Annotated in this window: 25 protein-coding genes, 1 tRNA gene and 2 pseudogenes; 14 read left to right on the forward strand and 14 right to left on the reverse strand. The window is 69.0% G+C overall.

The genetic code is table 11. The features are described 5' to 3' along the window. Positions 1 to 235: pseudogene (locus tag AX709_RS16895) on the forward strand (primosomal protein N'); the annotation flags it as partial. 67 nt (positions 236 to 302) lie between these two features. Here AX709_RS16895 and AX709_RS16900 read toward each other — a convergent pair. Further along, a complete protein-coding gene (locus AX709_RS16900; protein WP_066551101.1) occupies positions 303 to 725 on the reverse strand; it encodes a (deoxy)nucleoside triphosphate pyrophosphohydrolase in 423 nt (140 codons plus the stop codon). Positions 726 to 777: 52 nt separating this feature from the next. Between AX709_RS16900 and AX709_RS16905 the strand changes: the two genes are divergently transcribed. Continuing rightward, the gene (locus tag AX709_RS16905) at positions 778 to 978 is read left to right on the forward strand and encodes a Flp family type IVb pilin (protein ID WP_231727560.1); all 201 of its coding nucleotides are present in this window, start codon (positions 778 to 780) and stop codon (positions 976 to 978) included. Between the two features lie 127 nt (positions 979 to 1,105). Then, a pseudogene (locus AX709_RS16910) lies at positions 1,106 to 1,261 on the forward strand (Flp family type IVb pilin); the annotation flags it as partial. Between the two features lie 245 nt (positions 1,262 to 1,506). On the opposite strand, the gene AX709_RS16915 reads toward AX709_RS16910, so the two are convergent. Genes AX709_RS16915 through AX709_RS19030 form a run of 4 tightly spaced genes read right to left on the reverse strand, consistent with a single transcriptional unit; the run spans position 1,507 to position 5,278 of the window. Continuing rightward, the gene (locus AX709_RS16915; protein ID WP_066551105.1) at positions 1,507 to 2,454 is read right to left on the reverse strand and encodes an acetyl-CoA carboxylase carboxyltransferase subunit alpha; all 948 of its coding nucleotides are present in this window, start codon (positions 2,452 to 2,454) and stop codon (positions 1,507 to 1,509) included. A gap of 10 nt (positions 2,455 to 2,464) precedes the next feature. Beyond that, positions 2,465 to 3,370 (reverse strand): tyrosine-type recombinase/integrase, encoded by a 906-nt coding sequence (locus AX709_RS16920; RefSeq protein WP_269450291.1) that lies wholly within the window; start codon positions 3,368 to 3,370, stop codon positions 2,465 to 2,467. Continuing rightward, positions 3,367 to 5,160, reverse strand: a complete 1,794-nt coding sequence (locus AX709_RS16925) for a hypothetical protein (RefSeq protein ID WP_082731843.1) — start codon at positions 5,158 to 5,160, stop codon at positions 3,367 to 3,369. Before AX709_RS16925 ends, AX709_RS16920 begins: the two co-directional genes overlap by 4 nt. Then, on the reverse strand, positions 5,141 to 5,278 hold the full coding sequence (locus tag AX709_RS19030) for a hypothetical protein (protein WP_197417106.1): 138 nt from the start codon (positions 5,276 to 5,278) through the stop codon (positions 5,141 to 5,143). Before AX709_RS19030 ends, AX709_RS16925 begins: the two co-directional genes overlap by 20 nt. 100 nt (positions 5,279 to 5,378) lie before the next feature. Here AX709_RS19030 and AX709_RS16930 point away from each other — a divergent pair, with 100 nt between their 5' ends. The 3 genes from AX709_RS16930 to AX709_RS18425 are packed head-to-tail and all read left to right on the forward strand — an operon-like array spanning position 5,379 to position 7,161. After that, positions 5,379 to 5,921 (forward strand): shikimate kinase, encoded by a 543-nt coding sequence (locus tag AX709_RS16930; protein WP_066479991.1) that lies wholly within the window; start codon positions 5,379 to 5,381, stop codon positions 5,919 to 5,921. Beyond that, entirely contained in the window at positions 5,918 to 7,018 is a 1,101-nt protein-coding gene (gene aroB, locus AX709_RS16935) for a 3-dehydroquinate synthase (RefSeq protein ID WP_066551109.1), read from the forward strand. The genes AX709_RS16930 and aroB overlap by 4 nt, the downstream gene beginning before the upstream one ends. Further along, the gene (locus AX709_RS18425; protein WP_082730879.1) at positions 7,018 to 7,161 is read left to right on the forward strand and encodes a DUF2256 domain-containing protein; all 144 of its coding nucleotides are present in this window, start codon (positions 7,018 to 7,020) and stop codon (positions 7,159 to 7,161) included. Before aroB ends, AX709_RS18425 begins: the two co-directional genes overlap by 1 nt. 152 nt (positions 7,162 to 7,313) lie before the next feature. On the opposite strand, the gene AX709_RS16940 is transcribed toward AX709_RS18425, so the two are convergent. Further along, a complete protein-coding gene (locus AX709_RS16940; RefSeq protein WP_066551111.1) occupies positions 7,314 to 9,218 on the reverse strand; it encodes a TonB-dependent receptor domain-containing protein in 1,905 nt (634 codons plus the stop codon). 119 nt (positions 9,219 to 9,337) lie between these two features. On the opposite strand from AX709_RS16940, the gene AX709_RS16945 reads away from it, so the two are divergent. Continuing rightward, entirely contained in the window at positions 9,338 to 10,210 is an 873-nt protein-coding gene (locus tag AX709_RS16945) for a LysR substrate-binding domain-containing protein (protein ID WP_066551113.1), read from the forward strand. 261 nt (positions 10,211 to 10,471) lie between these two features. Here the strand turns inward: AX709_RS16945 and AX709_RS16950 are convergent, their stop codons facing one another. The 6 genes from AX709_RS16950 to AX709_RS16975 all read right to left on the reverse strand — a co-directional run bounded on the left by AX709_RS16950 (position 10,472) and on the right by AX709_RS16975 (position 15,525). Further along, positions 10,472 to 10,798, reverse strand: a complete 327-nt coding sequence (locus AX709_RS16950; RefSeq protein WP_443026161.1) for a DUF423 domain-containing protein — start codon at positions 10,796 to 10,798, stop codon at positions 10,472 to 10,474. Positions 10,799 to 10,800: 2 nt separating this feature from the next. Further along, positions 10,801 to 12,579: a cation:proton antiporter domain-containing protein gene (locus AX709_RS16955; RefSeq protein WP_066480003.1), complete on the reverse strand. Its 1,779-nt coding sequence runs from the start codon at positions 12,577 to 12,579 to the stop codon at positions 10,801 to 10,803. Between the two features lie 2 nt (positions 12,580 to 12,581). Continuing rightward, positions 12,582 to 13,022: an iron-sulfur cluster assembly scaffold protein gene (locus tag AX709_RS16960; RefSeq protein WP_066551120.1), complete on the reverse strand. Its 441-nt coding sequence runs from the start codon at positions 13,020 to 13,022 to the stop codon at positions 12,582 to 12,584. Further along, positions 13,019 to 13,585, reverse strand: a complete 567-nt coding sequence (locus AX709_RS16965) for a CvpA family protein (protein WP_066551175.1) — start codon at positions 13,583 to 13,585, stop codon at positions 13,019 to 13,021. Before AX709_RS16965 ends, AX709_RS16960 begins: the two co-directional genes overlap by 4 nt. Positions 13,586 to 13,644: 59 nt before the next feature. Then, positions 13,645 to 15,018: a DNA repair protein RadA gene (gene radA / locus AX709_RS16970; protein ID WP_066480009.1), complete on the reverse strand. Its 1,374-nt coding sequence runs from the start codon at positions 15,016 to 15,018 to the stop codon at positions 13,645 to 13,647. Positions 15,019 to 15,306: 288 nt separating this feature from the next. Further along, positions 15,307 to 15,525 (reverse strand): DUF2945 domain-containing protein, encoded by a 219-nt coding sequence (locus AX709_RS16975; RefSeq protein WP_066551123.1) that lies wholly within the window; start codon positions 15,523 to 15,525, stop codon positions 15,307 to 15,309. 90 nt (positions 15,526 to 15,615) lie between these two features. Here AX709_RS16975 and AX709_RS16980 point away from each other — a divergent pair, with 90 nt between their 5' ends. Both AX709_RS16980 and AX709_RS16985 read left to right on the forward strand, forming a co-directional pair. Continuing rightward, the gene (locus AX709_RS16980) at positions 15,616 to 16,782 is read left to right on the forward strand and encodes a glycosyltransferase family 4 protein (RefSeq protein WP_066551178.1); all 1,167 of its coding nucleotides are present in this window, start codon (positions 15,616 to 15,618) and stop codon (positions 16,780 to 16,782) included. Positions 16,783 to 16,879: 97 nt separating this feature from the next. Then, positions 16,880 to 17,959, forward strand: a complete 1,080-nt coding sequence (locus tag AX709_RS16985) for a DUF5694 domain-containing protein (RefSeq protein ID WP_231727561.1) — start codon at positions 16,880 to 16,882, stop codon at positions 17,957 to 17,959. Between the two features lie 34 nt (positions 17,960 to 17,993). Here the strand turns inward: AX709_RS16985 and AX709_RS16990 are convergent, their stop codons facing one another. Both AX709_RS16990 and AX709_RS16995 read right to left on the reverse strand, forming a co-directional pair. Next, entirely contained in the window at positions 17,994 to 18,224 is a 231-nt protein-coding gene (locus tag AX709_RS16990; protein WP_066551125.1) for a helix-turn-helix transcriptional regulator, read from the reverse strand. Further along, positions 18,224 to 18,643 carry a hypothetical protein gene (locus tag AX709_RS16995; RefSeq protein ID WP_066480018.1) on the reverse strand — a complete coding sequence of 140 codons (420 nt, stop codon included), beginning with the start codon at positions 18,641 to 18,643 and terminating at the stop codon, positions 18,224 to 18,226. The genes AX709_RS16990 and AX709_RS16995 overlap by 1 nt, the downstream gene beginning before the upstream one ends. A 165-nt stretch (positions 18,644 to 18,808) precedes the next feature. Between AX709_RS16995 and AX709_RS17000 the strand changes: the two genes are divergently transcribed. From AX709_RS17000 to AX709_RS17020, 5 genes are all read left to right on the forward strand, one after another. Continuing rightward, on the forward strand, positions 18,809 to 20,128 hold the full coding sequence (locus tag AX709_RS17000) for a replication-associated recombination protein A (protein ID WP_066551127.1): 1,320 nt from the start codon (positions 18,809 to 18,811) through the stop codon (positions 20,126 to 20,128). Next, entirely contained in the window at positions 20,112 to 21,485 is a 1,374-nt protein-coding gene (locus AX709_RS17005) for a serine hydrolase domain-containing protein (protein ID WP_231727562.1), read from the forward strand. Before AX709_RS17000 ends, AX709_RS17005 begins: the two co-directional genes overlap by 17 nt. Positions 21,486 to 21,498: 13 nt before the next feature. Continuing rightward, positions 21,499 to 21,846, forward strand: coding sequence for an MmcQ/YjbR family DNA-binding protein (locus tag AX709_RS17010; RefSeq protein WP_066551130.1), 348 nt, complete (start codon positions 21,499 to 21,501; stop codon positions 21,844 to 21,846). Next, positions 21,830 to 22,696 (forward strand): hypothetical protein, encoded by an 867-nt coding sequence (locus AX709_RS17015; RefSeq protein ID WP_066551132.1) that lies wholly within the window; start codon positions 21,830 to 21,832, stop codon positions 22,694 to 22,696. The genes AX709_RS17010 and AX709_RS17015 overlap by 17 nt, the downstream gene beginning before the upstream one ends. A 19-nt stretch (positions 22,697 to 22,715) precedes the next feature. Next, positions 22,716 to 22,791: transfer RNA gene (locus tag AX709_RS17020), tRNA-Thr, on the forward strand. The last annotated feature ends 8 nt before the right edge of the window (positions 22,792 to 22,799 follow it).

Below are 22,799 nucleotides of genomic sequence, written 5' to 3' on the forward strand. Positions count from 1 at the left end.
CGACGACACCGCGCGCGCGATCGGCCGTTCTGCGCCCGATCGCGAGGGCATGCACGTCTATGGCCCCGCCCCCGCCCCGCTCGCGATGTTGCGCGGGCGCCACCGCTTCCGTCTGCTCGTCCACGCGACCCGCGGCCTGGCGGTTCAGGACGAAATTCGCGCATGGCTGGGCACGCTCGCATGGCCGGCGCGCGTCCGGGTCAGCGTCGACGTCGATCCCTACAGCTTCGTGTGAAGATTAGCGTGCGCAACTGGCAAGCGACCCCGGCGTCGGCCGGGGCCGCTCACAAGATCATCCCTCCTTAAATCAACGCCTCGATCAGCCCGATCAGCGGGCGGTCGGCCGGCGGCATCGGCAGGGCGTGGAGTTCGACGGGGCGCAACCATCTGAGCGCGGTCGCATGCCGGGCCGTCGGCACGCCCGTCCATTTGCGCAGCACGAAGACCAGCAGCAACAGATGGCGCGCGCCCAGCGGCGCGCTGGCAAAGACCGCCGGGGCCAGGCACGATGCCTCGACGTTGATGCCCAGTTCCTCGCCAAGCTCGCGGATCAGCGCGGCCTCGGGTGTTTCCCCCGCCTCGATCTTGCCCCCGGGAAACTCCCATAATCCTGCCATGTCACCGCCCGGCGGCCGCTGCTGGACCAGCACGCGGCCGTCGCCGTCGACCATCGCCGCCGCGCAGACCAGCATCAGCGGCAGTGCGTCGGGCGCGGCGGTGAGCATTCATTAACTCCTTTGGCAGTAGACCGGGCAGTATTAGCGGGAGTTCGGCATCTTGACACGCGGGATGAAAAACCAGGTCCGTCGGTTGATCGCCGATCAAAAGGGCGCGACCGCGATCGAATATGGCCTGATCGTTTCCCTGGTTGTGATCGCAATGGTCGCCAGCCTGAGCAGCGTCGGCAGCGTCACGTCGGAAATCTGGAATAATGTGTCGACCAAGGTCAGCGAAAATTCCCCCCAAAATGGTGGTTAACGCGATTATAACCTTGTTCACTTAAGTATTTTTCAACCCTGATCGCCGATACACGCAATTACTGGACCGGGCTCTCCCCGGAGCAGTCGGGTGATTGAAGTCAGTTTATTTGAAGATGGAGACCGGTATGCAGAAGATTCGCGCTTTCCTGAAGAACAACAAGGGCGCCACCGCGATCGAGTACGGCCTGATCGCCGCGCTGATCGCCGTTGCCGCCATTGCCGCCATGCAGGGTCTGGGCAGCAGCCTGACCAGCACGTTCGAGAACGTGTCGGGCACGATGACCACGGCGACGGGCGCCGGCGGTGGTGCTGCGGCTCCGGCGGCCTCGACCGGCGGCTGATCCGCAAACATCATTCTCCGATGGGGGGCGGCGTGGCTTCGGTCACGCCGCCCTTTTCGTTTTGTGGCGTCATGCGATTCATGGACGTTGCCCCGGCGGAAGCCGGGGCCTGTGGCAGCGACATGTTCCAAGCCCCTCCCCTGAAGGGGAGGTGCTTGAGAAGAGTCAGTTCGCTCTCAACGCTCCTAAATCCGCCCCATCGCCAGGAATTTCTGTCGCCGGTCGCGCCGCAGCACATCCGCCGGCTTGCCCGACAGTCCCGCCAGTGCCGCGGCAATCGCGTCACCCAGCGCACCGATCGCCGCCGCCGGGTCGCGATGCGCGCCGCCCATCGGCTCGGGCACGACCATGTCGATGACCTTGAGCGCCTTCAGCTCCTGCGCCGTCACTTTCATCGCCTCGGCTGCATCGGCCGCCTTGTCGGCGGTGCGCCACAGGATCGACGCACACCCCTCGGGCGAGATCACCGAATAGACCGCGTGCTCCATCATCAGCACTCGGTTACCCGCCGCCAGCGCGATCGCGCCGCCCGATCCGCCCTCGCCCAGGATCGCCGACACCATCGGCACGCCCAGCTTCAGGCTGACCTGAGTCGAACGCGCGATCGCCTCGGCCTGGCCGCGCTCCTCCGCCTGGACGCCGGGAAACGCGCCGGGCGTGTCGACCAGCGTCACGACGGGCAGGCCGAACCGGTCGGCCAGCTCCATCAGGCGCATCGCCTTGCGATAGCCTTCCGGCTTGCCCATGCCGAAATTGTGGCGCAGCCGGCTGGCGGTATCGTCGCCCTTTTCATGGCCGATCACCACCACCCGCTGACCGCGAAACCGGGCGAAGCCGCCCAGGATCGCCTGATCGTCGGCAAAGGCGCGGTCGCCGCCCAAGGCCATGAAATCGTCGAACAGCGCGGCGACGACATGCTTGAAATGCGGCCGGTCCTGGTGGCGCGCGACCTGCGTCTTCTGCCACGGCGTCAGCCGCTGATAGGTCTCGCGCAGCAGCCGTTCCGACTTGGCCTCCAGCCGCGCGATCTCCGCGCCGATGTCGAGCTCGCCGCTGCTCGCGGTATCGCGCAGTTCGTCGATGCGAGCCTGAAGCTCGGCGATCGGCTTTTCGAAATCCAGAAACATCACCATGGCGCGCGGGCTAGGGCCGACGGGGCTTTACGTCAACGAGCGGATGGCGCGCATTGACCAGCTCGACCAGCCGGCGACTGTCGACATGGGTGTAGATTTCGGTCGTCGCGATGTCGGCATGCCCCAGCATCGCCTGGAGCGCGCGCAGGTCCGCGCCCCCTTCCAGAAGGTGCGTGGCAAATGCGTGGCGCAGCACGTGCGGACTGATCCGGTCGGGCGGGATGCCCGCCGCCGCACCCAGTGCGCGGATCAGCTGGAACAGCCGCACCCGGCTGAGATGCCCGGCGCGCGACGGGAAAAGCCACGCGCTGGCCGCCGGCACCTCGCCGCGCCACGCCGCCACGGCGGCACGCGCGCGATCCGAAATCGGCACCAGCCGCTCGCGCCCGCCCTTGCCCCGCAGGATGACGAATGGGCGATCGGGCGACACCGCATTGCGCGGCAGCGACACCAGCTCGGTCGCGCGCAATCCCGACCCGTAGAGCAGCTCGACCAGCGCGGACAGGCGCCGATCCGCCGGGTCGACCGGCGTGCGCGCCAGCCGTTCGGCGATCACCGCGAACAGCCGGTCGACATCGCCGGTCGACAGGATTTTGGGTAATGGCCGCGCCGCGCCCGGGCGGGGCAGCGCCGCGCCGGGATTGTCGGCGCGAAATCCCTCGTCGACCAGAAAATCGAAAAAGCGGCGCAGCGCCGCCGACTTGCGCGCCACTGTCGCGCGGGCCAGCGGCGCCCAGTCGCCCGTCACCCGTTCGATCGCCGCCCGGTCGGCCGCCGCAAGCTGCCCCCCGGCGGCCTCCGACGCCAGGCGGAGGTCGCTGGCATAGGCCGCGATGGTGTTGCGCGCCGCCCCCGCCTCGGCCGCCATCATTTCCAGAAACCGGTCGATCAGCGCGGGATCGCCCGGCGCGCTCACGCGCGCGCGATCGCTTCCGCAGCGATCATCCGGGCCTCGCCGTTCAGCCCCACTGCGTCGAGCGCCGCGACGATGTTGAACAGCGCCACCGGCGACACGCCGCGCCAGTCGCCGGTCTGCATGCCCACCGCGGCGAGCAGCAGGACGGTGCCCGGCTCGCCGCGGCTCGCGGCGGTGCGGATCGCATCGGTCCAGCTATTGTCGGTATTGATCGGCACCGCCAGCGCCTGGGCGATGTCGGCGACCTGGTTTTCGGGCAGGCGGCCCAGCCCGGCCAGCCCGGCGAACAGAAGCTGCGCCTTGCGCGATTCCGCGCCGCCATAGTCCGACAGGTCGCCGCCATCGACCGCGATGCGGCCGCCCGGATCGGCCAGCGCTAGCATCGCCCAGCCATCGCTGCGTGCCGGCACCAGGCCGCGCCAGCGCAACGCGCGGAGGTCCTTGCCCGCGGTCAGCATCGACGCGATCAGCGCGTCGGCATCGCCGACATAGGCTTCGGCGGCCGGGATGCGCGCCGCCGCATCGCTGGTCAGCACCAGTCGCGCGTGGCGCTGGATCGGCGTCGATCCCTGCCACAGGTTGCGCAGCGCGGTCAGCCGACCCTCGATCGACTGGGCGGCATAGGCGTCGGTCAGCCCCTCGATCACCGTCGCGTCGGCACCCGCGACGTCCTGTGCCTCGCTGACCAGCGCGAACAGATCGCGATAGGCCGCGCCCGAATAGACGCCGCGCACCGCCGCCAGCTCCGCCGACGCCAGCCGGTCGGCCGCGGGCAGCGCCGGGGCGAGCGCCTGCCACAGCCGCACCTGCGGCCCCACCGTGTCGATCAGCCGCGCGGGCACCACCTCGCCGGTTGCCGCCGCCAGCCCCCAGCGCCACGCATCCAGCCGGTCGACATTGTCCCATTCGACCGTCACCGCGCGCCGGCCCTGCGCCCCCGCGCCGACGATCTTTTCGGCCAGTACCAGGTCGATGCCGCGTGCCGCGCCCTGCCGCCGCGCCGCGTCGATCAGCCGCCCGGCCTCCTCGGGCCGGCCGGCCAGTGCCGCGCACATCGCCTCCGCCACCCGCCAGCCGCGTTCGGCGCTGACCCGCATCGCCCCGTCGACCAGCGGGCACATCCCGGCCGGGTCGCCGGTGGCGAGCGCCGCCTGTTGCGCGATCTGGAACATCTTGGGGGTATAGTCGGCGACATCGACCGACTGGACGACGCCACGCGCGGCATTGGCCTCGCCCATCCGGATCAGCAGCCACGCGCGCTCGGCGGCGAAATCGGCACCGTTGACCCCGGCGGGCGTGTCGACCTCGCTCACCAGCGCGCGGCGCAGCGCGATCGACAGCCAGCGCGACGCGATCGGCGCGTCCAGCCGGCGCATCAGCACTTCCAGGAAGCGCCCATTGTCGCCGCCGAACGCGTTGGCGGGCAGTCCGCCGCGCCCCGCCGCCGCGAAACCGACACGGTTGAGCGACCGGCGGGCAAATGCGGGCAGTTCGTAACGCTCCAGCTCCTCGGGCGTCAGTTCTTCCGCCACCGCCTCGCCAAGGCTGTCATTGCCGAGCGCCGCGTTGCCGGTCAGGTCGTCGGGCGGACCGGCGGGCCGGACGAGGGTCTCTCCGCCCTGCGGCGTCGCGGCGGGCGCGGGCGTCGGCGACGGTGCCGGCTCGACCGGGTCATTGAAGCCCGGTGGCAGCAGCGATTCGGGCGTATCCTGACTGAGCGCGGGCAGCGCGGCGACCATCGCGCCCAGCGCGACGGTGACGCAGATCGCGCTAGTTCGAGAGATTTTCAATCGAGACCACCTTTTCGACGCGCACGGGTTCCTTCGCCGAATCGCGGCCAGCCAGCACGAACAACCCGCCGACCACCAGCACGACAATGACGATCAGCAACAACAGCAAACGGGACATGGGCAGGCGGCATCCTTGCAACCGGTGTGGACCGGAATGGAACGAGATTGAATCGGGGGCCTTTTGCCCGACAGGCGGCGTCGCTGTATAGCCCCCCGCAATGATGTCGACCCAACTCGCACCGCAACCTCGCTGGACCGGCAAGCCGATCGTGCTGATCGGGCTGATGGGCGCGGGCAAATCGACGATCGGCCGCCGGCTGGCCGCGCGGCTCGACCTGCCCTTCGTCGATGCCGATGTCGAAATCGAGAAGGCGGCGGGGATGACCATCGCTGAGATTTTCGAACGCTATGGCGAACCCCATTTCCGCGATGGCGAACGCCGCGTGATCGCGCGGCTGATCGACGGCAGCCCGCGCGTGGTGGCGACCGGCGGCGGCGCGTTCGTCAACGAACAGACGCGCGAACTCATCCTCGATCACGCGCTCGCCGTATGGCTCGACGCCGATCCGCACGTGCTGGCGGAACGGGTCAGGAAGCGCGACACCCGGCCGCTGCTGCGCAATCGCGATCCGCTGGCGGTGCTGAGCGACCTCGCCAACCAGCGCAACCCGCTCTATGCGATGGCCCCGATCCGCGTGGCCAGCAACCGCACGCCGCACGATGCCACCGTCAACGCTATCCTGAAGGCCCTGTATCCTTGACCGTCATTCCGGTTTCGCTCGGCGATCGCAGCTATGATGTGCGGATCGCGCCGGGCCTGCTCGCCCGTGCCGGCGATCTGATCGCGCCGCTGGCGGGCAAGCGCCCCGTCGCCATCGTCACCGACAGCAACCTTGGCCCCCATCTCGCGACGTTGCGCGCATCGCTGGCCCAGTCCGGCGTCGCCGCGGAACCCATCATCTTGCCGCCGGGCGAGGCGAGCAAGAGCTGGTCGATGCTCGAACAGCTCACCGACACGCTGCTGTCGCTGGGGGTCGAGCGCGACGACCATGTCATCGCGCTGGGCGGCGGGGTGATCGGCGATCTGGTCGGCTTCGTCACCGCCATCCTCAAGCGCGGCTGCAACTTCATTCAGGTGCCGACGACGCTGCTCGCCCAGGTCGACAGCTCGGTCGGCGGCAAGACCGCGATCAACGCGCGCGCGGGCAAGAATCTGGTCGGCGCGTTTCACCAGCCCGCCCTGGTGCTGATCGACCCCGACGTGCTTGCCACGCTGCCGCCGCGCGAGCTGCGTGCGGGCTATGCCGAGGTGGTCAAATACGGGCTGATCGACGATGCCGGCTTCTTTGCCTGGTGCGAGGCGCAGGGTGCGGCGCTGCTGGCCGGCGACGCGTCCGCGCGCGCGACCGCGATCGCGCATTCGGTCGCGGCCAAGGCGCGGATCGTCGGCGCGGACGAGCGCGAGACGACCGGCACCCGCGCACTCCTCAACCTCGGCCACACCTTCGGCCATGCGCTGGAGGCGGAGACCGGCTTTACCGACCGGCTGCTGCATGGCGAGGCGGTGGCGGCCGGCATGGCGCTCGCCTTCGCCTTTTCCGCCGATCAGGGCCTGTGCGCGGATGAGGACGCCGCCCGCGTCGCCGCGCACCTCAGCGCGGTCGGCCTGCCCGACGGGCTGGCAGCGGCGGGCATCACCGCGTCGGGCGAGGCCCTGGTCGCGCATATGCGCCACGACAAGAAAATGGCGGGCGGCACGCTGCCCTTCCTGCTCGCCCGCGGCATCGGCCGGACCTATCTCGACAAGACCGTCGACCTCGCCGCCATCGCCGACTTCCTGAACCGCCAGCCGCGCTGATGCCCAACGGCGTCAGCAAGCGCGACCTGCCGACCAAGACCTGCCCGGTCTGCCAGCGCCCCTTCACCTGGCGCAAGAAATGGGCGCGCGACTGGGAGAATGTGGTCTACTGCTCCGATCGTTGCCGGATGACGGGGCGGTAGGGGATGGTCGGCTGGTCCCGGATTGCCCGTCGCGAAGGCCGCATATTGGTTGGGGAGCGGACATGCCGGTGTTTTGCCCGGCGACCGATCTCGACCTGCAGTGCTCGCAGCTCGCCACGCGGCTAATCGGACGTGGTTGCATGCCGTGCGACCTAGAAATCGATCCCCAAGCTAAGCTGCACCGCGCGCCCATCAATAAAGCCGTAAACGCCGCTCCCGAAAACGTCCCATCCGAAGGTGTCGGCTAGGTTGGTGGCGCTCAGCCGCGCCTGCGCCGGAAGTTCGCCAAGCCGGAAGCCGTAGCGCACGCCCGCATCGAACAGGGTCCGCGCGGGTACGCGAACGGCGTTGCTGCTGGTTGCGATGATCGAGGATTGTGTCCGTACCCCGAGCGACAGGGTGACGCCTTCGGCCAAGGGCGGTCTCCAGTCGAAGGCGAGGTTGAAGCGCCGGTCCGGCCGCCCGACCGCTTCGGTCCCTACCAGTCCTGCCTCAACTGCCGAGCCGCGTACCTTGGAGTCGCCGATGATCGCCCCGCCCACCACATCGAGCCGCGGGGTGATCGCGCCCGACAGGCTCACCTCGATGCCCCGGTTCGCGGTGCTGCCGAGCTGGCTGAACGCGCCTTGCGGGTCGAACTGGAAGTAGGGGCGGCTCAGATCATAGGCACCCAAGACCAGGCTGAGATCGGGCTTCACCTTCCAGCGCAAGCCAATATCGTACTGACGGGTGCGGCTCGCAGGCAGCGGGGCGTTGCGGTTGGTCGCGCTGCCTGGCGCGGCGCCGCTGTCCTCCAGCCCCTCGGCGTAGCTGGCATAGGCCGAGACGCGCTCGCTGAGCCGCAGGGAACCGGTGGCGGTGAGCAGTACAGGGCTCGACCTGCCGACCAGCGCCGCCCCGTTGCCGGGCACGGCGCGCTGGCGGTAGCCAGTCTTTTGAAGACCGAGATTGAGGTTGACGCCGCCCCGCCAGTTTAGGGCATACCCCGCTGCAATCGTCCCCTGCCGGATCTGGTTGAGGTCTTGCGCTCCGAAAGCGCGGTCCGGGCGCGGCGCGGGCTGCGGCGCACCGATCGCGATCCGGCCCAGATCGACGAACTGGCTCCCCCCGAACAGGCGCTCGCGCAGGCGCCCGCGCAGCGACAGCGTGAGCGTGTGCCGCAGAACGTCGCTGCCAAAGGCGCGGTCCAGCCGCAGCTCGCCGCTGGTCGAACCGTTGCGCGCGGGCGGATCGGTGACGATCAGCTGACTCGCAGTCGCATCAGGGGTCACGTCGAGATAGAGATTGGCAAAGCTCGCGCGCGCGTTCGAGACCGAACGGAACAGCCCTGCCCGCAGCCGCCAGCCGCCCTCCTGCCACTTGAAGATGACGCCGAAATTGTAGCGGTTGCGCGAGTTCTCGGCCCACTCCGGCCCGGTGAACAACAAACGCGAGACGCGCGGGGGGAGGTATTCGCCCGCGGTGATGTAATCCGGCGGACTCTGCGCCTCGCGCATTGCGACATAGGAGACAAAGGGCACCACCTCTATCGTTTCGGTCGGTTTCCATTCGAAGGTGGCGCTGCCTGAGGCGATCCAGTCGGTGGTGCCGTTGCCATAGCGCTCGCGATACGCCCCAGCGCCCAGCGCTGCGCCGACACGTTGGGAAAACCGGACATCGGCGGTCGCCTCCGAAACCAGAAAGCCGAAGGTGTCGGCCGAGGCGAACAGGCTGCGACCGGGAACTCTGGCAGGTCTGCGCAGCCGGATGTCGACGACGCCCGAGGGGGCCGGAAAGGCAAAGCCCTGCGCCGCGATCCCGACGCGGATTGTGGTGGTTGACCGCAGTATCGGGGAAGGCAGCGTCACCGGGTCGAAATAGAGATCCTCCAGCCGAACATTTCCCGCGTCCACCGCCGAAAAGCCGCGCACATCGTCCGTGCTATAGAGCCCGATGTTCTCGCGACCGATGCTGGTGCCGAACGCATCCTCGGCGGCCTGAAGCGCGTTTTCGGTGGAGCGCTGGGCGTGCAGCGGCCCCGCGGCGATACCCGCAAGCAGCCCCGCAGCGAGTCGCATGATTGTTGAATTTTTCATGTAATATGAATTTCCGGCCCATTGAATGGGTGCTTGTTTTCCCCGCAAATGCTGCGATGACCATCAACTTCATCCGCATCACATATGATGAAATCTAAACAATGAATCCGCGCGCATCGCTCAACGTCTCGCTAAACGCCCTGCGGGTGTTCGAAGCCGTGGTGCGGCTGGGCGGAGTGAACCCGGCGGCCGCCGAGCTGGGACTGACCGCCTCTGCGATCAGTCACCAGCTCAAGGCTCTGGACGCTGCCATGCCCTTGCCACTGCTTCGACGCGAGGGGCGAAGGGCGGTGCCGACCGTGCAGGGCGCGAAACTTGCCGCACAACTGGGCGGGGCCTTCGCCGCGATTGACGATGCCGTCGACGATATGCGCAGCGCCAGGCAGGTGATGACGATCAGTGCCTATGACAGCTTTGCGGTCAATTGGCTGCTGCCGCGCCTCGCCCGCTTCACCGAATCTCGGCCTGAGATCGACGTGCGTCTGGCGACCTCGCCGCGCCTGCTTGATCTCGAGCGTGAACGGATCGATTGTGCGATCCGGCTCGGCCCGGGCGGCTGGCCGGGCATCGATGCGCATCTGCTGGTGCCGCAGTATTTCGGCCCGCTGGTGCGCAGTGACCGGGCGGATGGCGCGACGATCCCGCGAATCTTGTGGGTCGGGTGCGAGGACGACTGGGACCCTTGGCCGCAGTTGCAGCACGGCGGGCAGGAGATTCGCGTGATGTCGCGCGAACTGGTGATCGGGGCGGTGATGGCGGGGACGGGTATGGGCGTGCTCGATCTGATCCTGATGTCCGACCGGATCGCCAACCGCGAGGTCACGGTGTCGGGCCCGCGCCATGCCTCGCCGTGGAGCTATTACCTCGCGCTCCCCGCCGGACGTCGGACCTCTCCGCACGTCCGCGCCTTTGCCGATTGGGTGCGCGAGGAAATGGGCCGCACCGAGCGCTTCCTGAACGAGAATGTAACGTGACGAATACCGCTGCATCTAGCGATGACTTTGCAGCTTTCTGCCGTCCATTTCCCGACGTATCGGCCTTTCGTCCTGATGCGGCAACGGCCAAGACTAAAGTAACGAGGCTCTGATTTCAGCAGGCGTTAATCGCGACCGATTTCGCGAAGGGTGCCGTAAGCCGCACGACCACTTTGCCAGCGCCATCGGCTGCTGCGCCTGTATTTTGGTCACGAACGGCGTGGTCACGACGACAGACGAGCCACGCGGAAAGCCGCTCCCCTACCCCCGCAACGCCACCCACGCCAGCCACAGCCAGCCGCCGATCATCAGCAGGCCGCCGATCGGCGTGATCGCGCCGAACCAGCGCGGCGCGCCCAGCGCCATTGCGTAGAGCGTGCCGGCGAAGACCAGCCCGCCGATGACGAACAGCCAGCCCGCGCCCCGCGCCCCCGCCTGCACCGCGACGATCGCGGCGACGGCGTGGACCATCTGATAGATGCCGCCGGTGCGCAGCCATTCCTGTGCCTGCCCGCTCGCGCCATGCGCACCGAACGCGCCCGCCGCCACTGCAAGTCCGCCCGAGAGCGCGGCAAGCCCCAGCAGCACGTTCACGTCGGCTGCTCTTCCGTCCGGGCACGCTGGCGCTGGCGCCAGAACAGCTTTTCCGACGCGGCATAGAGGTCGCCGGTCTCGACCTGGATGCCCAGCCGATCGGCGTCCATCTTGCGATATTCGTCCTCGGTGCGCTCGATCTCGGTCTCGTCGACGCCGACGCAGCGCATCGCGTCGCGCGCCATCGCGATTGCGGATTCATAGACTTCGCGCGTGATCCGCTCGACCGGCGCGCCCTTCAGCTTCACGACCGAGCGGCGGTCATAGGCGCGCAGCATGATGGCGGCGTGGGGAAAGGCGTGCTTGACCGCATGCAGCGCGTCGGCATCGAGCTGGTCGCCGTCGAGGCAGAACAGCAGCAGGTCGGCATCCGCCGCCCCCGCCTGGCGCAGCAGTTCCAGCCGCGTGCCGTTGCCGTAATAGACCTTCATGCCGAAACTGCCCGCGACCTCGATCGTCTCGGGATCGGTATCGATCAGCGTCACCGCCAGCCCCTGGCCGATCAGCATCTGGCCCACCGTCTGCCCAAACCGGCCATAACCGATCACGATCGCGCTCGCCCCGTCATGGCTGGGCGTCTCCAGCCCCTCGCCGGTCGGTCCGGTCGCGGCATCGGCGCGGAAACGGCGGGTGAACATCATCAGGAACGGCGTGGTCGCCATCGACAGCGTGACGATCGCCCCGAACAGGCTGGCGGCTTCCGGCGCGATCAGCAGCGCGTTCTGCGCCTGGGTGAACAGGACGAAACCGAACTCGCCGCCCTGGCTGAGCAGCAGGCCGAGCGCGAGTGCCGGGCGCCACTCCATCCGGAACGCCATGCCGATCCCGGTGATGACCGCGGTCTTGGTGACGATCAGCAGCGCCGCCATGCCGATCACGAACGCCGGTCGCTCGGCGATCGCGCCCAGGTCGAGCATCATGCCCACCGCCAGGAAGAACAGACCGAGCAGGATGGTGCGGAACGGCTCGACATCGGCTTCCAGCTCGTGGCGATAGGGACTGTCCGCCAGCATCACGCCCGCGACGAACGCGCCCAGCGCGGTCGAAAGCCCCAGCGCCTGCATGATCGCGGCACTCGCCAGCACGGTGAACAGCCCGGCGAACACGAACATCTCGCGCTCGTTGAGGTTGCCGATCAGCCGGAACAGCGGCCTGAGCAGGAAGCGCCCCGACAGCACCAGCCCCCCGATCGCCAGCACGGTATAGAGCCCCAGCAGCCAGCCCGGCGGCCCGCCCGCATCGGCGGGATTGCGCGACAGCGCCGCGACGATCGTGATCAGCGGCACAATCGACAGGTCCTGGAACAGCAGGATGGCAAAGGCGCGCTCGCCGAACGGGGTGCGCAGCCGCCCGGCCGATTGCAGCATCGGCAGCACCTGCGCCGTCGACGACAGCGCCAGTGGCAGGCCGAGCGCAATCGCGGCGGCGGGCGAAAATTGCGCGACGCCCCACACCAGCGCCGCGATCGCGACGCCGCACAGCACGACCTGCAGCAGCCCCAGCGCAAAAATGTCCTGCTTCATCCGCCACAATCGCGACGGGCTCAGCTCCAGCCCGACGAGGAACAGCAGCAGGATGATGCCGAGCTCGGCAATGACCAGCTTCGATTCCGCCTCGCCGACCAGCCCCAGCACCTGCGGACCGACGACCGCGCCCGCGACCAGGAAGCCCAGCGTCGCCCCGAGCCCCAGCTTGCGGAACAGCAGGACGAAGACCAGGCCGAAGCCGAGCAGCGGCGCGCCCTCGGTGATCATGCTGGGGCCATGGCTTTCCATTGTCAGCGCGCCTCCACCGGGGCAGGGCACGCCTGCGCCGCCGCCGCCGCAACCGCCTCGAACGGCAGCCGGATCGAGGCGTGACGCGCGGCATGCGCGCGTGCCGCGTCGAACAGCTCGAGCTCGGGCCAGTCGGGCAACGCACCCTCGCCCGCCAGCCATGCTGCCAACGCATCGCGCACCGCGGCCAGTTCGTCGGCCCCCCGCCCGATCGCATGCGCCGCCATCAGCGCCGCCGACGCCTGGCCAAGCGCACAGGCGCCGACGTCGAGGCCGAGCGCCGTCAGCCGCCCCGCCGCATCGACGCGGACCTCGACGCTGATCCGGCTGCCGCACACCGGCGAGCGGCGCTCGACCACGGCCATCGGATCGGCAAGCGGTGCATGGTGCGGAATCGATGCTGCGAGCCGCAGGATGCGTGCATTATAGAGCGGCGCGCTCATTTCGGTCGTGCCCGGCTCGCGGTCGCCTTGTCCGGCGCGCGCGCGGCGTCGAACAGCGGCTCGCCGCGACGGCGGCGATCGACCAGGTCGGCGATCGACGCGCTCGTCGAATTAAGCAGCGGATAGGTCTGCGACGTCACCATCCATTGCGGCCGCCCCGCCGGACCGCCGCCCAACGTGTCATAGACCAGCACGACGAGCAGGAAGCCCAGGCTGGCCAAAACCAGGCCCTTCAATGCGCCAAAGCCGAAGCCCAGGCCCCGGTCGATCGGTCCCAGCACCGACGTGCGCGTGCGCCGGCCGACCGCGTTGGCGACCATCCGCCCGCCGAAATAGGTTCCCCCCGCCAGGATCGCGAAGGCGAGCACCGCCGCGCCCGACGCGGTGCCGACCCCGCCGACCAGCAGTTCGGTCAGCGGCGCGTGCGCGACCTTGAGCGCAAACACCACGAAGATCCACGCCATCAGCGACAGGACTTCGGTGACGAAGCCGCGCCACAGGCCCAGCACCGCCGCGCCCCCGACTGCGATCAGCACGATGATGTCGAGCGCGGTCAGGTCCATGCGAGCGCAGAAATCCATGTCATGCGGGAACGGCGGACGATCCGCCGTGCGTTCGACGGCTAGCCGCGTCCGAGCATATGGTCAACGAATTGGCGCAGCGTGCGAAACCCCGCCAGCTCGATGCCGGTGCCCTCGCGCTGCTGGCTCGCCGGAGCCAGCGCACGGCCAAAGCCCAATTTGGTCGCTTCCTTCATGCGCAGCGCCCCGTGCGCGACCGGGCGGATCTCGCCCGACAGCGCGATCTCGCCGAACGCGATCATGTCGGCGGCGACCGGCCGCTCGGCGAGCGCCGAGACGAGCGCGGCCGCGACCGCGAGATCGGCGGCGGGGTCCTGCACGCGATAGCCGCCGGCGATGTTCAGATAGACCTCCGCGGTCGAGAAACTGAGGCCGCAGCGTGCCTCCAGCACCGCCAGCACCATCGCCAGCCGTCCGCTGTCCCAGCCGACCACCGCGCGGCGCGGCGTCGCCCCGCTCGCCAGCCGCACGGTCAGCGCCTGCACCTCGACCAGCACCGGCCGCGTGCCCTCCAGCGCGGGGAAGACCACCGCGCCGGTGACGCTCTCGTCGCGGCTGGTCAGGAACAGGCTGGACGGATTGCCGACTTCCGCCAGCCCGCCGGTGTCCATCGCGAACACGCCGATCTCGTCGGTGCCGCCGAAGCGGTTCTTGACCGCGCGCAGGATGCGATACTGGTGGCTGCGCTCGCCTTCGAACGCCAGCACCGTGTCGACCATATGCTCCAGCACGCGCGGGCCCGCGATGCTGCCGTCCTTGGTCACGTGGCCGACCAGCACGACCGCGGTGCCCTGTTCCTTGGCAAAGCGGATCAGCTCGCCCGCGCTCGCCCGCACCTGGCTGACCGTGCCCGGCGCGCCTTCGATCAGGTCGCTGTGCATCGTCTGGATCGAATCGATGATGAGCAGGTCGGGCGCAGCCCCCTGGCCGACGGTGGTCAGGATGTCGCGCACCGACGTCGCCGCCGCCAGTTGCACCGGCGCATTGCCAAGCCCCAGCCGCCGTGCGCGCAGCCGCACCTGGTCGGCCGCTTCCTCGCCCGAAACATAGGCGACGCGCTTGCCCGCCAGCGCCAGCTTGGCCGCCGCCTGGAGCAGCAGGGTCGACTTGCCGATGCCGGGATCGCCGCCGATCAGGGTCGCCGATCCCTCGACAAAGCCCCCGCCCAGCGCGCGATCGAGTTCGGCGATGCCGGTGCCCATCCGCTCGGGCAGCGGCACGTCGGTGTCCAGCCCCGACATCAGGATCGCCCGCCCGCCCGATTGCAGATTGTGTCGCGCCTGGAACGGCGTCACCACCGCGCCGGCATCCTCGACCAGCGTGTTCCACTCCCCGCAATCCGCGCACTGGCCCTGCCATTGCGACGTCGCGGAACCACATTGCTGACAGACATAACGCTTGCGGGGCTTCGCCATGCGAGGAGTGTAGGATGCGCGGAACAAAAAGGGAATAGCCGAAGCGGCGTTCGGTTCGTTGGCGCTCGGGGATTTGTTCACGCGAAGGCGCGAAGGCGCAAAGAAGCTGTTTTCACGCGGAGGCGCAGAGGACGCGGAGGGGAATTGACGTGTTGGCCCGTCCCGCCCCGATTGCAGGAGAGGGACAGCCGCTGCGCGGCGAAACCGCTCTGCGTCCTTCGCGTCTCTGCGTGAAAATACCTTTCCTTCGCGCCTTCGCGCCTTCGCGCGATTACCCTTTTTGAGACCTCACCCCGCGCTCAACTCGCTCCCGCGCTTCAGCGCGCGTCCCCCGTCTTCCTGCTCGACCAGATAGGCCGGATTGTCCTTCGTCCCGTTCTTGGCGATCTTGCTGCCCTTGATCGTGCGCTGGACGCGGCGGTCGAAGCGTTCGGCCACCTTGCCCTTCGCCGTGCCGCTGCCCCAGTGCCACGTCACCGCCTGACCCTTTTTGAAGCTGTTCGCCATCTTCGCGCTCCCGTGCTGACGGCGTGACAACCCGCACCGCCTGTGCGCGTTCCGTTGGCAAGCCGCGCGGCGACGGCTATGCGCTCGCCGATGCAGCCCTCCGACATCCGCGTCGCGATCTTCAGCGGGAACTACAACTATGTCCGCGACGGCGCGAACCAGGCGCTGAACAAGCTTGCGCGCCACCTGCTCGATGCCGGCGTCACCCTGCGCGTCTATTCGCCAACGGTCGCACGTCCCGCGTTCGAGCCGACCGGCGACCTGGTCGATGTACCCGCGCTCGCGCTGCCGCTCGGGCGCGACGAATATCGCCTGGGGCTTGGCCTGTCGGGCGGGGTCAGGCGCGACCTTGCCGCCTTTGCTCCCAACCTCGTCCACGTCGCCGCACCCGAAATCACCGGCCACCGCGCGGTCAGCTGGGCGCGGCGCAATGGCATCGCGACGGTCGCCTCGCTCCACACCCGGTTCGAAACCTATGCGCGCTATTACCGCCTGGGCATGCTCGAGCCGCTGATGATCGGGCTGTCGAAGCGCTTCTACAACCGCGTCGATCGCGTGCTGGTGCCCAGCCCCAGCATGGGCGAAGTGCTGCGCGGCTGGGGGGTGACGACGCCGATCTCGATCTGGTCGCGCGGCATCGACCATGCGCGCTTCAATCCCGCCCGCCGCGATCCGGCGTGGCGGCGATCGCTCGGCATCGGCGACGACGACGTTGCGGTCAGCTTTCTCGGGCGGCTGGTGCTCGAAAAGGGGCTGGGCATCTTCGCCGACGTGATCGCGGAGCTGAAACGGCGCGGCGTGCCGCACAAGGTGCTGGTGATCGGCGACGGCCCGGCACGCGGCTGGTTCACCGAACGGGTGCCCGAGGCGATCTTCACCGGCTTCCAGTCGGGCGACGATCTCGGCCGCGCGGTTGCCGGCATGGACGTGTTCTTCATGCCCAGCGTCACCGAAACCTTCGGCAATGTGACGACCGAAGCGATGGCGGCGGGCGTCGCAGTCGTCGCCGCCCGCGCGACCGGCGCGGTCGATCTGGTGCAGCAGGGCGTCACCGGCTTTCTGGTGCCCCCGACCGATATCCGCGCCTATGCCGACGCGATCCAGCAGCTGGTCGAGGACCCCGCACTCCGCCGCTCGGCGGGCGAGGCCGGCCACCGCGCCGCGCAGCGCTATGTCTGGGAAAGCGCCAACCAGGCGGCGCTGGAGGCGTATCTGGAGGTGCTGGCGCCGCAACAATCGGTTGACTGCCGCGCCTGAACAGCGTGCCGGCATCGAGTGTATTGCCAATATAAGGCACCTGCGTTAAGCCCGCGATATGCGCATTTTCAATCTGTCGCGGAGCCTCCGTTGCGTCTTGCGTGGCATTTCGGCGCTGTCGGTCCTGGCTTCCGGTGCCGCACTCGCCCAGGATTATCGGCCGGCGTTCCGCCCGGACACGCTGAAGGGGCCGCCCGCCGGCGCACCGAACGAGGTGCTCACGCTCGGCTCACCGCATCTGTCGGGCGCACCTGACTTCTTCACGCCGTCGATGCTCGATCCGCTGCTCGATCGCCTGGCGGCATGGCGTCCCACCGCGATCGCGACAGAGGATCTGTCGGGCCTGCAATGCGACGCGCTGCGCCGCTATCCCGCGCGCTATGCCGCCACCGTCGACGATTATTGCCCGGACGTCACCGCCGCCGCCCGCGCGACCGGGCTCGACGTGCCCGCGGCAAATGCGGAGGCCGAGCGCCTGCTCGCCGCGTGGCCGGCCGCGCCGGGTGCGGCCGACCGGCGGCGCCTGGCTGCGGTGTTTCTGGCGGCGGGCGAGCGTCATTCGGCGCTGGTGCAATGGCTGCGCCTGCCGGAGCAGGAGCAGCACGCCGGCGACGGTCTGGACGATGCGCTGGTGAACGAACTTGCCGCGCTGGCCCGGCGGCGCAATGAATCGGTCCTGATCGGCGCGACCCTGGCGGCACGGCTCGGACTGGAACGCGTATGGAGCGTCGACGACCATAGCGCGGATGCGCCCGACAGCGCGGATCCCGCCGAGCGCCAGGCCGCCGGCGAGGCGATCATGCGCGCCTGGGACAACCCCGACACCCGCGCGCGTCAGGCGGAGGACGAGCGGCTCAATGCCGGCCTTGCGCAGCCCGATGGCGTGCTGGCCATGTACCGCGCCTATAATGCGCCGTCCTATCCCGACCGCGCCTATCGCTCCGATTTCGGCGCGGCGCTGGTCGAGCCGTCCCCCCAGCAATTCGGCCGCGGCTATGTCGGCTATTGGGAAACGCGCAACCTGCGGATGGTCGCCAATCTCCGCGACGTGCTGGGCCGCCAGCCGGGCACGCGGCTGCTCGCGATCGTCGGCGCATCGCACAAGGGCTATTACGAGGCGTATCTCAACCAGATGCACGACGTGCGCCTGGTCGATGCCGGGGTCGTCCTGCACTGACGCGGCCGACCGGTCGAGGTCGGGCCATGCCCGGTCAATCGTCCGAACCGGCCTCCTCTGCCCATTGGAACACCGCCTCCAGCGGCTTGTCGAACACGCGCGCGATGCGGAACGCGGTTTCCAGCGTCGGGGAATAGCGCCCCTGCTCGATCGCCGCGATCGTCTGGCGGGTTACCCCGACCTGCTGCCCCAGGTCCGCCTGGGTCATCTCGCCCGCCAGGAAGCGCAGCGTGCGGATGTCGTTGCGGATCGGTGGCCGGGCCATCAGCTGCGCCGATAGCCGATGATCTCCGCCGCGCAGCGGACCAGTTCGGCCACCACCAGCGCGCCGAGCAGCGCGTTGAGCACGCCGATCAGGCTGTTGCCCAGATGCGCGCTGATCCCCGCCGCCAGCATCGCCAGGATCAGCACGGGATAGGCGATCGACGCCGCGCGCGTCGAAATCATCCGGTCGCGCTCGTCGGCGGGTGCCGTCGCCTCGTCGCGGCCACGCAGCGCGACGATGGTCGTCGCGATGATCGAATACAGCGTCGCGATGATCACTGCGCCGATCAACAGGACGATGCTGTGGATTCTCAGCACTGCCGGACCGGCATGGCTGCCGATCAGGCCGCCAAAATAGATGGTGGCGAGCAGCAACACCGCGCCCAGCGTGATCCACGCGATCTTTTCCCGGAACGGCATGTCCTGCTCCCCCCACAATCCTGGCTATGTGTAGGGGCGATGTATGCCAAACTCGACGTTGTGTCAATTTTAGATAACATTATGCATAGATTGTTTGACCCGATGGCGGGGCTTGCCAGTCACCGGGCATAGGCAGGCATCGCGTCACGCCCTATCTTGCGCATCATGCCCGACCTGTTCGCCGACGATCCCCCGCCCTCTGCGCAGGACATCCCAGCCCCCGACGCGCCGCTTGCCGACCGGCTCCGTCCCCGCACGCTGGGCGAGGTCGTCGGGCAGGATCACCTGACCGGCGCGGACGGCGCGATCGGGCGGATGGTGGCGGCGGGCAAGCTGTCCAGCATGATCCTGTGGGGGCCGCCCGGCACCGGCAAGACGACGATCGCGCGGCTGCTCGCCGCCGCGGTCGGCCTGCGCTACGCCCAGATTTCGGCGGTCTTTTCCGGCGTCGCCGACCTCAAGAAAATGTTCGCCGAAGCACGCGACCATGCGCGGATCGGCCAGCGTACGCTGCTGTTCGTGGATGAAATCCACCGCTTCAACCGCGCGCAGCAGGACGGTTTCCTGCCTTATGTCGAGGACGGCACCGTCATCCTGGTCGGGGCGACGACTGAGAATCCGTCGTTCGAATTGAACGCCGCATTGCTCAGCCGCGCACAGGTGCTCATCCTGCGCCGGCTGGACGCAGGGGCACTCGCCACGCTGATCGCACGCGCGGAGGGGGAGACCGGCCGCGCGCTGCCGTTGACCGACGATGCCCGCGCCGCGCTGATCGCCAGCGCCGATGGCGACGGCCGCTTCCTGCTCAACCAGGTCGAGACGCTGTTCTCGGTCGAGATCGCGGAACCGCTCGACCCGGCCGCCTTGTCGGCGCTGCTCCACCGGCGAATGCCGGTCTATGACAAGGACCGCGAGGGGCATTACAACCTCATCTCCGCGCTGCACAAATCGCTGCGCGGATCGGACCCGGACGCCGCGCTCTACTATCTCGCGCGGATGCTCACCGCGGGCGAGGAGCCCCTCTACGTGCTGCGCCGGCTGACGCGCTTCGCCAGCGAGGATATCGGCCTGGCCGATCCGCAGGCGCTGGTCCAATGCCTCGCCGCCAAGGACGCCTATGATTTCCTGGGCTCGCCCGAAGGCGAACTCGCGATCGTCCAGGCGTGCCTCTATTGCGCCACCGCCCCCAAATCCAACGCCGCGTATCGCGCGCAAAAAGCCGCGTGGAAATCAGCCAAGGCGACCGGATCGCTGATGCCGCCCGCAAACATCCTCAACGCGCCGACCCGGCTGATGAAGGACATCGGCTACGGCGCGGGCTATGCCTATGACCATGACGCGCCCGACGGCTTTTCGGGGGCGGATTACTGGCCCGACGGCATGGGTGCCGAAAGCTATTACATCCCGACCGATCGTGGTTATGAGAAGCGCGTGGCCGAACGGCTGGCCTGGTGGGGAGAACGACGGGGTGCGACGCGCGATTAGCCTGGGGTTGATGCTGGCGGCCGTGCCCGCGGCCGCGCAACAGGTCTCGACCCCGCCGACGTCTTCCGCCCATCATCGTGCCATTGCCGCCGGCTACAAGGCGCTGGCGCTGTGCGAGGGCGTGATCGCCGCCGGACGCAGCGAGGCAGCGGTTGCCGCGCTCGAACTGACCGGCATCTATCCCGAATATGAGGCGATGGTCGCAAAGCTTCCCGCGCGCATCGACCGGCCGGCGCGCCGCGTGAGCGTCGTCTTCGATCTGGCACTGAAGCCGCGCGTCGCTGCCTGGTCGCCGCGCTTCGGCTGCATGCTCGCGCCTATCGGCGGCGAACGGATTCCCCTGGCCGGCGAACCAGGCAACGCGCCGCTGCCTGCGCCTGCCGATCCCCGCCCGTGGCCGATGGGCGATCGCGGCATCGCGCCCAGGCCATCGGATGCCCTCGCCGTCCGCGTGACTGCGGCGATGACCGCGTTCTATCGCGGGCGGACGACCGGCATCGTCATCGTGCGCGACGGCCGGATCATCGCCGAAAGCTATGCCGAGGGGTTCGGGCCCTTCACCGCCAACCGCACCTGGTCGGTGGCAAAGAGCATCGCCGGCACCGTCGCGGGGCTGGCGGTCGCCGACCGGCTGGTCGATCCGCGCGCGCCCGCCCTGGTGCCCGAATGGCGCACGCCCGGCGATCCGCGCGCCGCGATCACGTTCGAAAACCTGCTGCGCATGTCGTCCGGGCTGCACAGCGACACCGCGGGCAACCGCACCGACGCGATCTATTTCGGCGGCACCACCGTCACCGAACAGGCGACCGGCTGGCCGTTGATCGCGCCGCCGGGCACGCGTTTTCGCTACGCCAATAACGACATCCTGCTGGCGATGCGGGCGATCCGCGCCGCGATGGCCGACGATGCGCGGTATCACGCCTATCCGGCGACCCGGCTGTTCGCCCCGCTGGGCATGCGCCACACGACGGCGGGTGCGGACTGGCAGGGCAATTTCGTGCTGTCGTCACAGGTGTATACGACCGCCCGCGACCTCGCCCGGCTCGGCCAGTTCTGGCTCCAGGACGGGGTGTGGCAGGGCCGCCGCCTGTTGCCCGCCGGCTGGATGCGGACGATGACGACGCCCGTGGGCCCGCAGCCCGCGGGCAACGGCCCGCGCTATGGCGCGACGATGTGGCTGTTCGGCCCGCAACAGGGGCTGCCCGCCGGCACCTTTTCGGCCCAGGGCAATCGCGGCCAGTTCGTCATGGTCGTGCCGCAGCATCGGCTGGTCATCGTGCGGCGCGGCGAGGACCCCGTCGGCAATGGGTTCGAGGTCGAACGCTTCGCCGCCGACGTGATCGCGGCATTGAAATAGGGGGGAGCGGCGGATGAGGGACTGGGACGATGCCTGCGCGACCGCACTCGCGCTGCCCGGCGTGGCGATGGACCCCTATTACGGCGTGCCCGTGCCCAAGGTGGCGGGCAAGCCGATCCTGGCGCCGGGGCGCGAGGCCGGCAGTTTCGTGCTGATGGTCTCCAGCGTCGAGAAACAGATGCTGATGGCGACCGATCCCGACACCTTCTGGCAAACCCCGCATTATGACGGCTATGCCGCCGTGCTCGTCCGCTACGGCACCCCGGCGCGCGATCGCATCGTCGCCTATATCGAACGCAGCTGGTGGGACCGCGCGACCCCTGCTTTGCGCGCGCAGCGGGGCGATGGCCAGCGGCCGTGAACCGTTCGCCCATTTCGTCGCGATCGACTGGTCGGGGGCGAAGGGCGCGCGCCACCCCGGCATCGCGGTAGCGGTGGCGGATGCTGGCGGCGGGCCCCCGCGCCTGATCGACGCGCCGGACGGCGTCTGGTCGCGCCGCGCCGCGCTCGACTGGGTCCGCGGCCGCGCGGACGGCAATATGCTGATCGGCTTCGACTTCAGCTTCGCCCCGCCGCGGATCGAACGCGGCGCCTATCTTCCCGGCGAAGCCACGCCCGACCATGCGCGCGCCTTCTGGGCCTATGTCGATCGCGATTGCGACGATGCCGATCTCGGCGCGGCCTCTTTCCTCGAGCGGCGGCGCGGCCGCCATTTCTATCTGGGCGCGGCCGATGGCCCCAAGGCCCGATTCATGCATTTTCGCCGGTGCGAGGCGCATTTCAACGCGCGCGGCGGCAGCAAGCCGTCGACCGTCTACGACGCGATCGGCGCGGCCCAGGTCGCGAAGGCCAGCTTTGCGGGGATGCGGCTGCTCCACCATGTCGGCGATGCCCTGCCCGTCTGGCCGATCGACCCCCTGCCCCGTGGCGGCAGCGTCATCGTCGAGATCTATACCGCAATCGCCGCGCGCGCGGCCGGCCTGCGCAAGGGATTGAGCAAGGTGCGCGACCCTGCCGCGCTCGATGCCGCGCTCGCCGCGCTCGACAGTGCGCCCCACGCCCCGCTCGCGCGCTATGACGATCACGCCACCGACGCGCTCGTCACCGCCGCGTGGCTGCGCGCCAACGCCCACCGCCCGGACCTGTGGGCACCGCCGGCGCTCACGCCCGAAATCGCCCGCAGCGAGGGCTGGACCTTCGGCGTGATCTGACGCAATAGCGCCCCGCAGGGCCGCGTTAGCTCAGCTGGTAGAGCAACTGATTTGTAATCAGTAGGTCGTCCGTTCGAGTCGGACACGCGGCACCATTGCCCGC

The organism is Sphingomonas sp. CCH15-F11 (genome assembly GCF_001557005.1).
Classification (GTDB): Bacteria; Pseudomonadota; Alphaproteobacteria; order Sphingomonadales; family Sphingomonadaceae; genus Sphingomonas.

Coding starts and splice junctions, on each gene's coding strand:
- radA (WP_066480009.1), bottom strand. CDS start 15,018: ATGGCGAAGCCCCGCAAGCGTTATGTCTGTCAGCAATGTGGTTCCGCG.
- AX709_RS16990 (WP_066551125.1), bottom strand. CDS start 18,224: ATGGCCCGGCCACCGATCCGCAACGACATCCGCACGCTGCGCTTCCTG.
- AX709_RS17015 (WP_066551132.1), top strand. CDS start 21,830: ATGGCCAGCGGCCGTGAACCGTTCGCCCATTTCGTCGCGATCGACTGG.
- AX709_RS19030 (WP_197417106.1), bottom strand. CDS start 5,278: ATGTCCCGTTTGCTGTTGTTGCTGATCGTCATTGTCGTGCTGGTGGTC.
- AX709_RS16980 (WP_066551178.1), top strand. CDS start 15,616: ATGCAGCCCTCCGACATCCGCGTCGCGATCTTCAGCGGGAACTACAAC.
- AX709_RS17000 (WP_066551127.1), top strand. CDS start 18,809: ATGCCCGACCTGTTCGCCGACGATCCCCCGCCCTCTGCGCAGGACATC.
- AX709_RS16955 (WP_066480003.1), bottom strand. CDS start 12,579: ATGGAAAGCCATGGCCCCAGCATGATCACCGAGGGCGCGCCGCTGCTC.
- AX709_RS16965 (WP_066551175.1), bottom strand. CDS start 13,585: ATGGACCTGACCGCGCTCGACATCATCGTGCTGATCGCAGTCGGGGGC.
- AX709_RS18425 (WP_082730879.1), top strand. CDS start 7,018: ATGCCCAACGGCGTCAGCAAGCGCGACCTGCCGACCAAGACCTGCCCG.
- AX709_RS16945 (WP_066551113.1), top strand. CDS start 9,338: ATGAATCCGCGCGCATCGCTCAACGTCTCGCTAAACGCCCTGCGGGTG.
- AX709_RS17010 (WP_066551130.1), top strand. CDS start 21,499: ATGAGGGACTGGGACGATGCCTGCGCGACCGCACTCGCGCTGCCCGGC.
- AX709_RS16995 (WP_066480018.1), bottom strand. CDS start 18,643: ATGCCGTTCCGGGAAAAGATCGCGTGGATCACGCTGGGCGCGGTGTTG.
- AX709_RS16960 (WP_066551120.1), bottom strand. CDS start 13,022: ATGAGCGCGCCGCTCTATAATGCACGCATCCTGCGGCTCGCAGCATCG.
- AX709_RS16940 (WP_066551111.1), bottom strand. CDS start 9,218: ATGCGACTCGCTGCGGGGCTGCTTGCGGGTATCGCCGCGGGGCCGCTG.
- AX709_RS16915 (WP_066551105.1), bottom strand. CDS start 2,454: ATGGTGATGTTTCTGGATTTCGAAAAGCCGATCGCCGAGCTTCAGGCT.
- AX709_RS16930 (WP_066479991.1), top strand. CDS start 5,379: ATGATGTCGACCCAACTCGCACCGCAACCTCGCTGGACCGGCAAGCCG.
- AX709_RS16975 (WP_066551123.1), bottom strand. CDS start 15,525: ATGGCGAACAGCTTCAAAAAGGGTCAGGCGGTGACGTGGCACTGGGGC.
- AX709_RS16900 (WP_066551101.1), bottom strand. CDS start 725: ATGCTCACCGCCGCGCCCGACGCACTGCCGCTGATGCTGGTCTGCGCG.